The following is a 15516-nucleotide window of genomic DNA, read 5'->3' as shown; positions in this document are numbered from 1 at the left end:
GTGCAGGAGCACCACCCACAACGCACGACGGTCAGGAGGAATGCTCCCGGTCGTAGCGGGCCATCTCGTCGTCGATCTCCCGGTCGTGCCGGTCCATCGCCTCGGCCTCCTCGCGGGTGTGCGCCACCGGCACCGTGACCGCCGAGCCGTGGGCCTCGGCGAGCTCGGGCCGGCGGCGCACCGCGACCAGGCTGGCCACCGTCGTGATCGCCAGGACACCCACGATGACCAGCAGCGACACCGCGATGCTGACCTCCGGCACCGGGATCGGCTCCCCGTTGTTCAGGAAGGGCAGCTCGTTCTCGTGCAGGGCGTGCAGCACCAGCTTCACGCCGATGAAGGCCAGGATCACCGCCAGCCCGTAGGACAGGTAGATCAGCTTCCGGAGCAGCCCGCCGAGCAGGAAGTACAGCTGGCGCAGGCCCATCAGGGCGAAGGCGTTGGCCGTGAAGACCAGGAACGGCTCCTGGGTGAGGCCGAAGATCGCCGGGATCGAGTCGAGGGCGAACAGCAGGTCCGTGAGCCCGATCGCGATCATCACGATCAGCATCGGGGTGACCCAGCGCTTGCCGTCGAGCTTCACGGTCGTCCGGGAGCCGTGGAAGTTCTCGGTCACCGGCAGCACGCGGCGCACCAGCGCGACGACGCGCGGCTCCTTCCACTCCTCCTCCCCACCACCCATGCCCTGCCGGACCATGTTCACGGCGGTGTAGACGAGGAAGGCGGCGAAGAGATAGAACACCCAGCTCAGGGCGTTGATCGCGGCGGCGCCGACGGCGATGAACAGGCCGCGCATCACGAGCGCGATCACGATGCCGACCAGCAGCACCCGGTGCTGGTGGATCGCCGGCACGGCGAAGCTCGACATGATGATCACGAAGACGAACAGGTTGTCCACCGAGAGCGAGTACTCGGTGATGTAGCCGGCGAAGAACTCCCCGGCGTACTGGCCGCCCGCGAAGTACCAGATGCCGAGGCCGAACAGCACGGCGAGCACGACGTAGAACAGCACCCAGCGAGTGGCTTCCCTGATCGTCACGGCGTGCGGTTTGTGGTCGACCAGGAACAGGTCGGCCAGGATGATGGCCACCAGGCCGCCGATGGTGGCGAACCAGAGCCAGACGGGCACGTTCACGCGGTGAGCCTCCAGGGGTCTCGGGCAGCACGGGACTGCCCCGAGGTCTCTCCCCTCCGCTCAGCTGCGGATCGATGGCGCCGGGTTCGGGACCCGCATGATTGTCGTTTCCGGGCTGCGGGCCCTTCTCCGTGCTGACGACGCCACCGTGACCGGGATACTCCCCTGCGGTGCCCCTCCAGTCTGCCCGCCCCGCTCCGCCACTCGCCAGCCGGGGTGACCGATTACACCGGTCAGAGGGACCGAACAGGGGACGGAACGGGAGAACCGGCGGGCACGGACAACCCGGACGGGGTACGCGTCCAGTCGGCCGGCGCTGCCGGGATGGCGGGTCCGGGCGTGGCGGGCGCGGCGGGGACGGCGGGGACGGCGGGGACCGGCCGGGCCAGGTCGATGCGGTCGATCTCCTCGCCGTCCGCGGTGATCGCGTGCACCCGCATCGTCGCGATCCGCCCGGGCGCCTCGGGCTGCACCTCCACCCGCAGGTACGCGTACCCCGCGTAGCGCGCCCGTGACCAGGCGACCGTCTCGGACTCGCCGCCGTCCTTGCGCGTCACCCGGCTGCGGATCTCCCGATCCTCGCCGGTCCGGCCGCGGTACCGGTCGCCCCCGCCGTCGAGCCAGCCGTTGCTCTTCCGGCCGCCGGAGCCGACGCAGAGGTATGTCGTGCCGTCCGTGGCGGGGCGGACGGTCGAGCGGTCGGGGGCCTCCCGGGTGGGCTTGCCGTCGCGGATCGGGTCGGTGCGCTCGTACTGGTGGTTGTGCCCCTGCACGGCCAGGTCGACCGAGAACCGGTCGAACAGCGGCGTGAGGGCCGAGCGGACGCCGCCGTCGGAGGCGTGCGAGTCGCTCGTGGAGTAGGCGCAGTGGTGGAAGAACACCACGACGAACGTGATGTCCGGGTCCGCGCGGAAGGTCGCGAGCGTGTCGGTCAGCCAGCCGACCTGGGCGCCGTGGCTGTAGCCGGTGTTCGCGCGGATCTCGGTGGAGAGCTCGTTGGCGTCGACACTCACCACCCCGACGCAACCGTGGGTGAACGCGTAGACCGACGGACAGCCCGACGGCCCGGTGCGCGGCAGGTCCAGCCGCGCGGCGTGGCCGCCGTAGCCGTGGCGGGAGTCGCCGTCGTCGTAGACGGCCTCCATGTCGTGGTTGCCCGTCGCGAACATCCACGGTGTGCTCGCCGCGCTCCTCTCGATCGCCGCGAAGTACCGGGTCCAGAGCCCCGGGTCGAACGCGTCGCCCCGCTCCCCCTTGCCGTCGCGGTCGGCGTAGCAGATGTCGCCGGCCAGCAGGTGGAAGGCGGGGGCGTCCTTCGCGACGAGTGCGGTCAGGGCGTTCGGGGGCGCCGAGGAGCCGTTCCCGTCGCCGCCTCTGCTGTCGTCGGAGGCGACGCCCTGGTCGGCGAAGGCGGTGAACGTGAACGGCGTGCGGTCGCCCTTCGCCGGGGCGGTGCGGAAGGTGGCGTCGGGCGTGGTCGAGCCGTCGGCGAGGCGGAACCGGTAGTGGTAGGTCGTGCCGGCCGTCAGCCCCTCGGCGCGCGCGTGGGCGAACAGCTGCTGCCCGCCCCGGACGTCCTCGCCCCGGGGCATCTGACTGACCAGCTCGCGCAGCTCCACGGGCACCGTCGCGCCGTACCGGGCGTCGAGACCGAGATCGAGCAGGACGTCCCCGGCGGGCTTGCGGGTCAGCTCCCCGGCGATCGCCATCGAGGTGCGCGGGTCGTCGCCGAAAGCGAGGTGCCGCCCGACGAGCCCGGTCTCCGCCGCCCGCGCCACCCCGGTCCATGGCCCGTTGGCGAGGGCGAGCCCCGCGAGGGCGCCGATCCCGCCCCGCAGCGCCGCCCGGCGGGTGATCGGCCGGCGCCGCAGCTCGGCGCGGATCCACTCGTGCTGGTCCGCGATGGTCATGTCGCGGGCCAGCCGGCGCGGGATGCCGAGATCGGGTGTCTCACCCTCCGGGTTCACGGGCACGCCCCGACTCTCGCCCGATGATCCCTCCGGGTGCTCGCAGCCGCCCGGCGCGTCGGGAAAGGCCGACGACCGGGTGACCGCCGGAAGGGGTACGAGGCGAGTCGAGATGCGCGGCAGGGCTCGTCGACGCAGCTGTGGTGCAGCAGCCGCTGCGGGGCGGTGGGTGCACCACAACTCGCCTATGGACCAGTGCTGTCCGGGTCAGTCGCACTTCTGCTGCCGGTGGCCCTGGGGAACGTACGACTCCACGATCGTCGGTCGTGGAAGGAAAGCCGCGGTGAGCGTCGGTCGTGGAAGGAAAGCCGCGGTGAGCGTCGGTCGTGGAAGGAAAGCCGCGGTGAGTGCGGCTTCCGCTCCACAGTCGGAGATCACCTGCTGTTGGGGTGCCGCGCCGTGGGGGCCGTTGCACCCCCACTTCCCCGCTGAACGCGCCACCCCACCCGACCACACCGACCATGATCATTAATAATGGAGCGTGGAGGTCGCTGAGCGACCGTCCTGCTCCAGAGCCGACGATCATGGCCAAGGAACCCGCTGACGATCGCCTGGCGGTCGTGGCAGGAGCTGCTGCAGAGCGGCTCCTGCACCGCAACTCCCATGACCCTGACCACCTGACACCCCGTTACCACCCGGACCAGCGGGCCATGATCGCCAGTCATGGAGCGCGAAGGTTGCTGAACGACCGCATCGCTCCATCACCGACGATCACGGGACGAGCGCAGCCCACGATTGTGGTGCAGGAGCTGCTAGGGGGCGGCTGATGCACCGCAGCTCCCACGGCCCCGGCCCACCAGCGCCACTCGACCATGATCACAGGTCGTGGAGCGTGGAGGTCGCTCTGCGACCCTCCTGCTCCAGGGCCGACGATCTCGGAGCCCGCGCTGCCGGTGGGGCCGTGTGGCTCGTCACCCCCGCCGCCGAGCCCGCGACCATGGCCGCCGTCCTGCTGCGGTAGCTGAACTGGGCAGATCGGGCGAGGCGGACACTCCCGACTGAGAACGTCCTGAGGTGCTGCGCGCGGTGGGGCGCTCGCCGCGGATACGGTTCGCGGGTGTCCCGCCTGTTCTGCGCCGTCGGCGCGCGTGCCGTCGTGCGCAGGGCCGTGCGCGACGAGCGCAGACCCGAGCACCCCCGCAAAGGCTCGGTCCGCGGAGCGCGGCGCCTCCGCCGCGCCTCCGCCCTCGGCACCGCGATGATCGCCACGGTGGCGCTGCTGTCCCTCGCACCGGGCACCGCTGCCGCGGCCACGATCACCAGCTCCGCGCCGACGCCCGCGCCCACCTCCGCCGACATCCGCACCAGCGACCAGCGCATCGACGTCCGCGGCGGACCGGGCGTCCCGGGCACCGTCTCGCTGGACACCACGCTCTACCTGCCGGCGACCACGCCGGCGCCCGCCGTGCTCGTCGCGCACGGGTTCGGCGGGAGCAAGCAGTCCGTCGACACGGACGCCCGGCAGCTCGCCGACCGCGGGTACGTCGTGCTCACCTGGTCGGCGCGCGGGTTCGGGGCCAGCGGCGGGCAGATCGCGCTCGACTCCCCGGACTACGAGGTCGCCGACGCCGAGCAGCTCGTCGACTGGCTCGCCCAGCGCCCCGAGGTGCAGCAGGACGGCCCCGGCGACCCGCGGGTCGGCGTCACCGGCGGCTCCTACGGCGGCGCCCTGTCGCTGCTGCTCGCCGGGTACGACCGGCGGATCGACGCCCTCGCCCCCGTGATCACCTGGAACGACCTGTCCCAGGCGCTGTTCCCCAACGCCGGCGGCCCCACCGACCTGCCCGAGGACACCCCGGCCCGCGGCACCTTCGGCGGCGACGGCGTGTTCAAGCGCGGCTGGGCCGGGGTGTTCTTCTCCTCCGGCTCGAGCAGCATCGGTACCGGCACCGGCGCCACGAACGGCGACGCCGGCTCGGCCGCCGGCACGAACAACACGAACGGCACCGGCAACACGAACGGCACCGGCAACACGAACGGCACCGGCAACACGAACGGCACCGACGCCTCCGGCGGCGCGTCGGCCCGCTCGACCGGCTCGACCGGCGGCAGCGGCACCGGCGCCTCCGACAGCAGCACCGACGCCGGCTCATCGCCGTCCGGCGGCGCCCCCGCCTCCGGCAACGCCTCGACCTCCGGCGACGGCACCAACCCCGGCACCGGTGACCCCTCCACCACCGACAGCAGCTCCGGCGACAGCAGCGACTCCAGCTCCAGCAACACCGGCTCCGGCTCGAGCGACAGCACCTCGGGCGGCACCGGCGACCTCGCCTCCACCCTGGGCGCCCGCACCGGCGGCGGCCTGCCCGCCTCGGCCGTCCCGCCGAACGCCCCACCGGTGACCTGCGGCCGTTTCACCGCCGAGGTCTGCGCCGCCTACACCGACGCCGCCACCACCGGTCGCCTCTCCCCCGCCACCGAGGCGCTGCTGCACCGCTCCTCACCCGTGTCGGTCACCGACCGGATCACCGCGCCGACGCTGATCGTGCAGGGCGAGCAGGACACCCTGTTCGGCCTCGACCAGGCCGACGCCAACGCGCGCCAGATTGCCGCGCACGGCACGCCGGTGAAGCTCGCCTGGTACGCGGGCGGCCACGACGGCGGCGCTCCCGGCCAGGCCGTCCGCGACCAGATCGGCGAGTGGTTCGACTTCCACCTGCGCGGCACCGGCCCGGACCCCGGCACCTCCTTCTCCTACGAGGTGGAGAGCGGCATCCGCGCCGGCCGCACCACCACGACGAGCCGGACCGTCGTCGCCGATGCCTACCCCGGCCTGGCCGACGCCGCCCCCGTCACGACGCAGGCGCTCCCGCTGCAAGGCGGGCCGCAGGTCGTCGCCAACCCGGCCGGCGGGAACCCGGCGGCGATCACCTCGCTGCCCGGCCTCGGCGGCGCGCTCGGCTCGCTCGGCAGCCGGCTCTCGGCGTTCACCGCCGATCTCCCCGGCCAGTCCGCGCTGTTCACCGGACCCGCGCTGACCGCGCAGACGGACGTCGCGGGCGCGACGCGCGTCGACGTCACCGTCTCCCGGACGCCGGGTCAGCCCGCCGCCGACGAGGCGGTGCTGTTCGCCAAGACCTACGAGGTCGGGAAGGACGGGTTGCGCCAGCTGCTCGGCAACGCCGTGGCGCCGGTCCGCGTCGCCGTCCCCGCCGACGGCAGTCCCGCCCGGGTGTCGATCACGCTGCCCGGCGTCGTCGCGCCGATCGAGGCCGGCAACCGCCTCGTCGTCTCGATCAGCACGACCGACCAGGGCTTCGCCTCGCCCGCCCAGCCGGCGGTGTGGCGGATCGGCCTGGCCCAGGGCGCCGCGCTCGACGTGCCGGTGGTGCCCGGCCGGGCCGTCACGACCAGCACGGTGCCGGTGTGGCCGCTGGTCGGGATCGCCGTCGTCCTGCTGCTGTCGCTGGTCGCCTGGCTGGTCGCGAGGGCGCTGCGCCGTCGCCGGGAGGTCCCGTCGGCCGGGGCCGCGGACGCGCCGCCGCTGGAGATCAGCGGTCTCGCGAAGACCTACAAGGGCGGGTTCAGCGCGGTGAAGGAGGTGTCGTTCACCGTGCGGCCCGGCATGGTCCTGGGGCTGCTCGGTCCGAACGGCGCCGGCAAGACGACCGTGCTGCGCATGCTCATGGGCCTGATCGCGCCGACCGCGGGGACGATCCGGGCGTTCGGCGAGCCGGTCGGCCCCGGCGCCCCGGTCCTGGCCCGGATCGGCGCGTTCGTCGAGGGCCCCGGCTTCCTGCCGCACCTCTCCGGCGCCGACAACCTACGGCTCTACTGGGCCGCGACCGGGCGCCCCACCGCCGAGGCGCACCTCGAGGAGGCGCTCGAGATCGCGGGGCTCGGCGAGTCCGTGCACCGCCGCGTCGGCACCTACTCGCAGGGCATGCGGCAGCGGCTCGCGATCGCCCAGGCCATGCTGGGCCTTCCGGAGCTGCTCGTGCTCGACGAACCGACCAACGGGCTCGATCCGCCCCAGATCCACGCGATGCGGGAGCTGCTGCGCCGCTACGCCGAGGGCGGGCGGACCGTGCTCGTCTCCAGCCACCTGCTGGCGGAGGTCGAGCAGACGTGCACGCACGTCGTCGTCATGCACCACGGCCGGGTCGTCGCCGACGGCACGGTCGACGACATCATCGCGGGCGGCGGGGCGGCCAGCTTCGGCGTCGACGCCCCGGATCGCGCGGTCGAGGTCCTCGCGGCGCTCGACGGCGTCCGCGACGTCGCCGCGGACGGCCGCCTGGTGCACGCGGAGCTCGACGGCACCCCGCGCGCCTCGGCGGTCGAGGCCCTGGTCGCGGCCGGGATCTCGGTGGAGTCCGCCGGCCCGCGCCGCCGCCTGGAGGACGCGTTCCTGCAGCTCGTCGGAGAGGACACGGCGCCATGACGAAGCAGCCGAACGAGCACGAGTCGCGAGGCGACTGGCTGCACCGGGACGCGCGGTACGCCGACCCGTCGACGCGGAAGGGCCACGTCGGCCTGCTGGCCGCCGACGGCTCGCCCTCGTCGTCGTACCGGGCGGACCGGACCCTGCCGCTGCGCGTCGAGCTGGTCCGCCAGCTCCGGCGGCGTCGCACACAGGTGACGTTCGCGCTGGTCGCGCTGCTGCCGGTGATCCTCTGGATCGCCTTCTCGCTCACGAGCGACAGCGGCCCCGGCACCTCGGTCAACCTCGTCGACCTGGCGAAGGGCGGCGGCACGAACTTCGCCGTGTTCGCCCTGTTCGCGACGGCCGGTTTCCTGCTGGTCGTGGTGGTGGCGTTGTTCTTCGGCGACACCGTGGCGTCGGAGGCGTCCTGGTCCTCGCTGCGCTATCTGCTGGCCGCGCCCGTTCCTCGCGCACGGCTGCTGCGGCAGAAGGCGATCGTGGCCGGGCTGCTGTCCTTCACGGCGCTGCTGCTGCTGCCGGTGGTGGCGCTGGTCGTCGGCACGCTCGCCTACGGCACCGGCGACCTGGTCAGCCCCACGGGCGAGTCCCTGGGCTACTGGTCCGCGGCCGGGCGCGCGCTGCTCGGCGGCGTGTACGTGGCCGTCAACCTGCTGTGGGTCGCGGGGCTGGCGCTGCTGCTGTCGGTGAGCACGGATGCCCCGCTGGGTGCCGTCGGCGGCGCCGTGATGACGTCGATCGTCTCGCAGATCCTCGACCAGATCACCGCGCTCGAGGACCTGCGGGACTACCTGCCCACGCACTACGCCAACGCCTGGTCCGACCTGCTCGCCAGCCGGATCGACTGGGGGGACATGACCCGCGGCGCGTTCGGGAGCATCACCTGGGCCATGGTGCTGTTCGCCCTCGCGGCCTGGCGCTTCCACCGCAAGGACGTCACCAGCTGATCAGCCGCCGGCCGCCAGCAGCGCCCGGATGCCCGGGGCGGTCGAGCCGGCGAGGACCGTCCCGGCGAGGGGCGGGACGTGCACCGCGACCTCGTCGGCGATCCGGTAGGGCCGGGCGAGCAGCAGCCCGCCGAGCCCGCGCCGGAGCCTGCTCATCTCGGCGCGGACCGTGACCAGGTGGTCGCGGTCGCCGTAGAGGGCCGCGGACAGCGCGCCCGCGTCGAGGCCCGTGGCCCCGGCCCGGGCGAGCAGCACCAGCAGCTCGGCGTGCCGGGTGGAGAGCGGGTGGACCCACCGCGCGGAGCCGTCGACGACGGCGCGCGGCCGCCCCGCCGCCAGGTCCAGGGTCAGGGTCAGCCGGCCCGACGCCGTCGCACCGGCATCCGCCGACCGCAGCAGCCACCCGCCGGGCACCGGCTCGGGCAGGCACAGCCCCACCCCGTGCACGGCCAGCGGTCGGTCGGCGCGCGGCGCGGCGACCCGTTCGATGCTCGGCATCCCGGTGACGGCGGCGACCCAACCGTGGTCGTCGACGACCAGCCCGGCGCCGGGCACCGCGGACAGCAACGGGGCCGCGACGCCGCGCAGCGCGTCCAGCCGGACCTCGTGCTGACGCCACAGGCTCGCCTCGGCCAGCTTCACCGCGGTCCCGACCAGGGCGACGGTCGTCGGGTGGATCGTCTCGGCCGGCCCGCTGACGTCGACCACCCCGAGCAGCTCGCCGGTCCGCGGGTCGTGCACGGGGCAGGCGGTGCAGGTCCAGACGTGGTGCGACCGCACGAAGTGCTCGGCAGCGAAGAGCTGTACGGGCGCGCCCTCGGCCAGCGCCGTGCCGATCGCGTTGGTGCCGACGGACGCCTCCGACCAGTCGGCCCCCTCGGTGAAGCCCAGCGCGTCGGCCCGGTGCCGGACCCGGTTCGCGCCCTCGCGCCACAGCAGGATCCCGTCGGCGTCGGTCACGACCATGACGTGCCGGGCGTCCTCGGCGACCGAGGTCAGTGCCGCGCGCAGCTCCGGCAGCACCCGCTGCAGCGGGGAGCCGGACCGCCGCCGCTCGACCTCGTCGGCCGCGAGCGGACCGACGGGCTCGCCGTGCTCGGGGTCGACCCCCTGGGCGCGCACGCGCTGCCAGGACCGGGCGACCAGGGACCGGATCTCGGACGACGGGCTCGCGCCGCTCAGGACGGCGTCGTGCAGGTGGGCGAGAACCTTCGCGTGTCGCCCCACGTCCGTGCCCGGACGGACCGCGCACACGGCGCGCCCGCCCGATGCCCCCTCCGGACCCAGGTTGATCTCCGCCCGCGCCACGTCACCTCCGCCCCGCCCCGGTACGGCTCCGGTGTGCGGCCGCGGTGCGACGCGTCACGGCGACGGGACGTGTCTCCACCATAGCCCGACGACGTCGGGCGGCGGGCCGTCCGAGAGGTCAGGCCCGGTCGCCGACGAGCGGTTCCTCCTCGGTGCCGACCACCTCGTCCGGCGTGGACCGGGCGGGGCGCGGCGTGCCCAGGAGCACCCCACCGACGATGACGACGGCGGCGACCAGCTCGGTCACGCTCGGCCGCTCCCCGAGCACCGCGGCCGCGAGCGCGATCCCCGCGACCGGCACCAGCAGCGAGTACGGCGCGACGACCCCGGCCGGGTACCGCCGCATCAGCCAGGTCCAGATCCCGGAGCCCACGACCGTCGCCATCAGCGACAGGTAGACCACGGCCGCGAGCCCGGGCAGGCCCTCGACCGTGAAGGCCGCGCCGAGCGCCGACCAGCCCGCGCCCGGTCCCTCGGTCAGCATCGACGCGGCGAACAGCGGGATCGGCGGGATCACACACATCCACACGGTGAGGTGCATCGGCGTGGGCGGCGCGGCGAGCCGGGGTCGGCGTCGCGCTGCTCCCCCGCTGGTCGACCGACGACCGCGGCGGCCGGCGGTTCCTGCGCCGCCCGCTCGCCGGGCTGCGCGTGGCCCGGCTGGTGGAGGTCGTGATGCGGGAGAGCGTGGCCGAGCGCCCGGCCGTGCGGACCGTGGTCGAGGCGCTGCACGCCACCATCGCCGAGACCACGGGCGGGAGCCGCGGTTCCTGAGGGCGCTCGCTCCTCGACGGCGTCCTACGACCCGTCGGCCGGCTCGCGCGGGCCGGCCTCCGGTGGCCGGCGCGCGTAGTACCGCCAGGCGACGACCAGCAGGGCGATCGCGACGATCACGTACGTGGCCCCGACGAGCTGCTGCCCGGCGTTCCATCCCAGCTCGACCTGGTTGTTGCCCGGCAGCCAGCGGAAGGGCGCCAGGTAGAACGCGACCAGGAGGACGAGCTCGACCGCGATCCAGCCGGGCCGCCGGGTCCGGACGGCGTGCGCCCCCACGGCGAGGACGGCCGGTGCGACCCAGACCCAGTGGTGCGACCAGGAGGTCGGCGAGACCAGCAGCATGAACGCGGCCATGGCGGACATCGCGATCGCCGGGTCGGCCCGCCGCACGGTCGGGACCAGCAGGACGAGGAGGACCAGCGAGACGACGACCCAGATGCCGGTCAGCAGCGGGCCGTCGATCCCCCACCGCGCCACGACCGCCTGGACGGTCTCGTTGGTGTAGAACACCGAGCCGCTGACGCCGGCCGCAGGACCGCCGAACCAGTAGGTCGCCGACGCGTGGGCGTCGACCAGGAAGCCCAGCGCGGTCGCCGCGGCGGCGGTGACGACCGTGACCACGGCCGCCCGCACGTCCCGCCGGAGCAGGAAGAACAGCACGAACGCCGCCGGGGTCAGCTTGATCGCCGCGGCCAGGCCGACGAGCAGGCCGCGGGGCCAGGGGGTGCGCGGGGCCAGGCAGTCGATCGCCACCAGCGCCATCAGGATGATGTTGACCTGGCCGAACTCGAAGGTCTGCAGCACCGGCTCGATCCAGAGCAGCGCCGGCAGCGCGAGGAACGCGACCGACACCGCTCCGCCCCGGCCGCCCGCGGGCCAGGCCCGCCGCGTCGCGAGGTACAGCGTGACCGCCAGCGAGGTCAGCGAGAGCACGAAGAGCAGCACCCACGCCGGCGTCCACGGCAGCAGCGCCAGCGGGGTGAGCACCATCGCCGCGAAGACCGGGTAGATGAACGGCAGCGCCAGCCCGGAGATCGTGGGCGGGAGCGGGCCGTACATGTCGCCCCCGTGCAGCCAGGTGTCGACGCCGAGCCGGTAGACCTCGAGGTCGATGTGGTAGCCGTGCGTGTGCAGCAGCAGGGCGGTGACCGAGATCGCCAGCAGCGGCAGGCTGATCACCAGCGAGCGCGGCGACGCGACCCGGAGGCGGACCCGCCGGACCATCTCGGCGGCGCCCGGGCGGGTGCTGGAGAGGGTCACGCGGTCCTCCGGCTCGTGCGTCGAAACGGCGCCCACCGTAGCAACGCGCCCGGCCACGGCAGTACGCGCCGGGGTCAGCTGATCCCGGCCGCGTCCATCCCCCGCAGCTCCTTCTTCAGGTCCTGGATCTCGTCCCGCAGCCGGGCGGCCAGCTCGAACTGCAGGTCGCGGGCCGCCGCGAGCATCTGGTCGTTCATCTGCTGGATGAGGTCGGCCAGCTCCGCGCGCGGCATCGCCGTGGTGTCGCGGCCCGCCACGATCCCCGAGCTGCCCCCGGACGCGCGGCCCGGCTCGCCCGCGGCCCGCTTGCCGCGGGAGGCGTTGCGGCCCGAGCCGCCCACCGGCACCTCGGAGTCCTCCGCCTCCCGGTACACCTGGTCGAGGATGTCGGCGATCTTCTTCCGCAGCGGCTGCGGGTCGATCCCCTTCTCGGTGTTGTAGGCGATCTGCTTGGCCCGGCGGCGCTCGGTCTCGTCGATGGCGTGCTGCATGGACTCGGTGACCGTGTCCGCGTACATGTGCACCTGGCCGGACACGTTGCGCGCCGCGCGGCCGATGGTCTGGATCAGCGAGGTGCCGGAGCGGAGGAAGCCCTCCTTGTCCGCGTCGAGGATCGCGACCAGCGACACCTCGGGCAGGTCCAGCCCCTCGCGGAGCAGGTTGATGCCGACCAGCACGTCGTACTCCCCGAGCCGGAGCTGGCGCAGCAGCTCGACCCGGCGCAGGGTGTCGACCTCCGAGTGCAGGTACCGCACCCGGATGCCCAGCTCGAGCAGGTAGTCGGTGAGGTCCTCGGCCATCTTCTTGGTCAGCGTGGTGACCAGGACCCGCTCGTCCCGCTCGGCGCGCTCGCGGATCTCGCCCACCAGGTCGTCGATCTGGCCCTTCGTCGGCTTCACGACGATCTCGGGGTCGACCAGGCCCGTCGGACGGATGACCTGCTCCACGAACTCACCGCCGGTGCGCGAGAGCTCGTAGGGGCCGGGGGTGGCCGACAGGTACACCGTCTGCCCGATGCGGTCGGCGAACTCCTCCCAGGTCAACGGCCGGTTGTCGACCGCCGACGGGAGCCGGAAGCCGAACTCCACCAGGTTGCGCTTGCGGGACATGTCGCCCTCGTACATGCCGCCGATCTGCGGCACCGTCACGTGCGACTCGTCGATGACCAGCAGGAAGTCGTCCGGGAAGTAGTCGATCAGCGTGGCCGGCGCGGTGCCCGCGCCGCGGCCGTCGATGTGCCGCGAGTAGTTCTCGATGCCGGAGCAGAACCCGACCTGCCGGATCATCTCCAGGTCGTACTGGGTGCGCATGCGCAGCCGCTGGGCCTCGAGCAGCTTGCCCTGGTTCTCCAGCTCGGCCAGCCGCTCCTCCAGCTCCTTCTCGATGTCCCGGACCGCGCGCTCCATCCGCTCCGGCCCCGCGACGTAGTGCGTGGCCGGGAAGATCCGCACGGTGTCGACCTGGCGGATGATGTCCCCGGTCAACGGGTGCAGGTAGTACAGCGCCTCGATCTCGTCGCCGAAGAACTCGATCCGGATCGCGAGCTCCTCGTACGCCGGGATGATCTCCACGGTGTCGCCGCGCACGCGGAAGGTGCCGCGGGCGAAGCTCAGGTCGTTGCGCGTGTACTGCACGTCGACCAGCAGGCGCAGGAACGCGTCCCGGTCGATCTCGCCCCCCACGTCGAGCTTCACGGAGCGGTCGAGGTACGACTGCGGTGTGCCGAGGCCGTAGATGCAGGACACCGACGCGACGACCACGACGTCCCTGCGCGACAACAGGTTCTGCGTGGCGGAGTGCCGCAGACGCTCCACGTCGTCGTTGATCGAGGAGTCCTTCTCGATGTACGTGTCCGTCTGCGCGATGTACGCCTCGGGCTGGTAGTAGTCGTAGTACGAGACGAAGTACTCGACCGCGTTGTTGGGGAGCATCTCGCGCAGCTCGTTGGCCAGCTGCGCCGCGAGCGTCTTGTTCGGGGCCATCACCAGCGTGGGTCGCTGCACCCGCTCGATCAGCCACGCGGTGGTGGCCGACTTGCCCGTACCGGTGGCGCCGAGCAGCACCACGTCCTGCTCGCCGCGCTTGAGGCGCTTCTCCAGCTCCTCGATCGCCGCGGGCTGGTCCCCCGCCGGCTCGTACTCGCTGACGACCTCGAAGTGCCCACCGGTGCGCTCGATCTCGCCCACGGGGCGGTACTCCGAGTGCGCGAGCGGGAGCTCCGCCTCGCCGCCCTCGCGTGCGCTGCTGTCACGAGCGCTGCCGGGAACCTCTGTCGCGAATGCCACGAACCCAGGGTACGAGCGACCCCCGACAGTTTCCCGCCGCCGAACCCCCCGCGCGGACCGTTCGTCGGGCAGGATCGGCCGCGTGCACCCGCCGAAGATCCAGACCTTCGACGTGACCGCCGGCGTCAACCTCGACACCAAGGGCGTCCGGCGCGAGGTGACGGAGTACCGCCGCACCCCGTTCGGGCTCTACATGAGCAGGCCGGTGGTGGGCCGGGCGTCCGCCTACTGGATCGAGTCGTGGCTGCTGCCCGACCTCGGGCTCGTCGTGACCGACTGGCAGTGGAACCCGGGGCACGAGCGCGAGCAGGACTTCTACCTCGACGTCGCCCGCATCGAGCCGGGCGAGAGCGCGTGGCGGACCACCGACCTCTACCTCGACCTGGTGGTCAAGCGCGGCCGGTGGACCGAGGTGCTCGACGTCGACGAGTTCGTCGAGGCCGTGGCCGGCGGCCTGATCGACACGACCACGGCGGAGTGGGCGCTGCACCGGTGCCACGAGACCGTGGCCGCGCTCGCGGCGCACGGCCACGACCTCGATGCCTGGCTCGCCGAGCAGGGCATCGTCCTGACCTGGCAGGGGCCGGGCGAGGAGGTCCGACCCGCGGGCTGACCGCCCCCGACGGCCCGGGCGCCGGTCAGGCGATCGGCCAGGGCCGACCCGCCCGGCGCGCCACGGGCGCGGCGCTCACGCGATCAGCGCGGCCAGGAGGCTCTGCTGCCCCGCCGTGGTGGACGTCGGAGTGGTGGTCCCCGTGGTGGTGGTCCCCGTGGTGGTGGTGGACGTGCTGGTCGGGGACGCGCTGGCCGTGGCCGTCGAGGTCGGGTCCGGGGTGCCCTCCTCGGTCGGAGTGGGCTTCGTGGTCGGCCTCGTCTTCGTGGTCGTCGGCGCGGGCGTGGTGGTCGTGGTGGTGACCGGGGGCGGCGGGTCGACGGGCGCCGGGGCCGGCGCGACCGGCTTCGGCTCCGTGGTCGTGGTGCGGGCGCGCGGGGCGGTGGTCCGCTTCTTCGTCGTGGTCGGGTCCGGCTCCGCGGCCACGACGGGCGGGGCGACGGCCGGCGGCGGGGCGACGGTGGTCGTGATCGGCGGCGTGGTGGTGGGCACCTGCGCCACGGGCGCGACGACGACGGGGGACGGCTCGGCGGCGGCCGTCCCGATCGCGGTGACCCCGCCGAGAGCGCCGACGGTGAGCACCGCGGCCGCGGCGGCGCCGCTCGCGCGGTTGGCCGCACCGGCCCGCCGGATGACGTCGTCGACGGCGGGCAGCGAGACGCCCGCGGCCAGCTCGTCGTCCAGCCGGCGGAGCTCGTCCGCGCCGCGGCCCTCGGGGCGGGTGCCGTACTGCACCGGGTTGGTCACCGGGCCTCCTCGTCCGTGCCCTCGGTCGTGCTCGGTCTCTCGGTCGTGCTCGGTCTCTCGGTCGTGCTCGGTCTCTCGGTCGTGCTCGGTCTC

Annotated in this window: 10 protein-coding genes; 3 read left to right on the top strand and 7 right to left on the bottom strand. The window is 73.6% G+C overall.

The window, feature by feature from the left end; genetic code table 11:
- Positions 1-31: 31 nt before the first annotated feature.
- Together LWC33_RS25205 and LWC33_RS25200 are read right to left on the bottom strand one after the other, a co-directional pair.
- Entirely contained in the window at positions 32-1135 is a 1104-nt protein-coding gene (locus tag LWC33_RS25205) for a TerC family protein (protein WP_233307116.1), read from the bottom strand.
- A 233-nt stretch (positions 1136-1368) separates the two neighbouring features.
- The gene (locus LWC33_RS25200) at positions 1369-3108 is read right to left on the bottom strand and encodes a metallophosphoesterase (RefSeq protein WP_233307115.1); all 1740 of its coding nucleotides are present in this window, start codon (positions 3106-3108) and stop codon (positions 1369-1371) included.
- A 1051-nt stretch (positions 3109-4159) separates the two neighbouring features.
- On the opposite strand from LWC33_RS25200, the gene LWC33_RS25195 reads away from it, so the two are divergent.
- Positions 4160-7486, top strand: coding sequence for an alpha/beta fold hydrolase (locus tag LWC33_RS25195; RefSeq protein WP_308191002.1), 3327 nt, complete (start codon positions 4160-4162; stop codon positions 7484-7486).
- Positions 7483-8433, top strand: a complete 951-nt coding sequence (locus LWC33_RS25190; protein ID WP_233307113.1) for an ABC transporter permease — start codon at positions 7483-7485, stop codon at positions 8431-8433. The genes LWC33_RS25195 and LWC33_RS25190 overlap by 4 nt, the downstream gene beginning before the upstream one ends.
- On the opposite strand, the gene LWC33_RS25185 is transcribed toward LWC33_RS25190, so the two are convergent.
- From LWC33_RS25185 to uvrB, 4 genes are all read right to left on the bottom strand, one after another.
- Positions 8434-9741: a GAF domain-containing protein gene (locus LWC33_RS25185; RefSeq protein WP_233307111.1), complete on the bottom strand. Its 1308-nt coding sequence runs from the start codon at positions 9739-9741 to the stop codon at positions 8434-8436.
- Positions 9742-9859: 118 nt separating this feature from the next.
- Entirely contained in the window at positions 9860-10282 is a 423-nt protein-coding gene (locus LWC33_RS25180; protein ID WP_255692799.1) for an EamA family transporter, read from the bottom strand.
- 257 nt (positions 10283-10539) lie between these two features.
- Complete coding sequence (locus tag LWC33_RS25175; RefSeq protein WP_233307107.1) at positions 10540-11778, bottom strand: glycosyltransferase 87 family protein; 1239 nt, start codon at positions 11776-11778, stop codon at positions 10540-10542.
- A 74-nt stretch (positions 11779-11852) separates the two neighbouring features.
- Entirely contained in the window at positions 11853-14063 is a 2211-nt protein-coding gene (gene uvrB, locus LWC33_RS25170) for an excinuclease ABC subunit UvrB (protein WP_372476690.1), read from the bottom strand.
- An 82-nt stretch (positions 14064-14145) separates the two neighbouring features.
- On the opposite strand from uvrB, the gene LWC33_RS25165 reads away from it, so the two are divergent.
- Positions 14146-14676: a ribonuclease FAU-1 family protein gene (locus LWC33_RS25165; protein ID WP_372476689.1), complete on the top strand. Its 531-nt coding sequence runs from the start codon at positions 14146-14148 to the stop codon at positions 14674-14676.
- A 75-nt stretch (positions 14677-14751) separates the two neighbouring features.
- Here the strand turns inward: LWC33_RS25165 and LWC33_RS25160 are convergent, their stop codons facing one another.
- Positions 14752-15423 (bottom strand): hypothetical protein, encoded by a 672-nt coding sequence (locus LWC33_RS25160; RefSeq protein WP_233307196.1) that lies wholly within the window; start codon positions 15421-15423, stop codon positions 14752-14754.
- Positions 15424-15516 lie beyond the last annotated feature (93 nt).

The organism is Pseudonocardia terrae, from assembly GCF_021343995.1.
GTDB classification, from domain to species: Bacteria; Actinomycetota; Actinomycetes; order Mycobacteriales; family Pseudonocardiaceae; genus Pseudonocardia; species Pseudonocardia terrae.
Note: the sequence above shows the minus strand (reverse complement) of the source record. Positions and strands in the feature narration are given on the sequence as shown.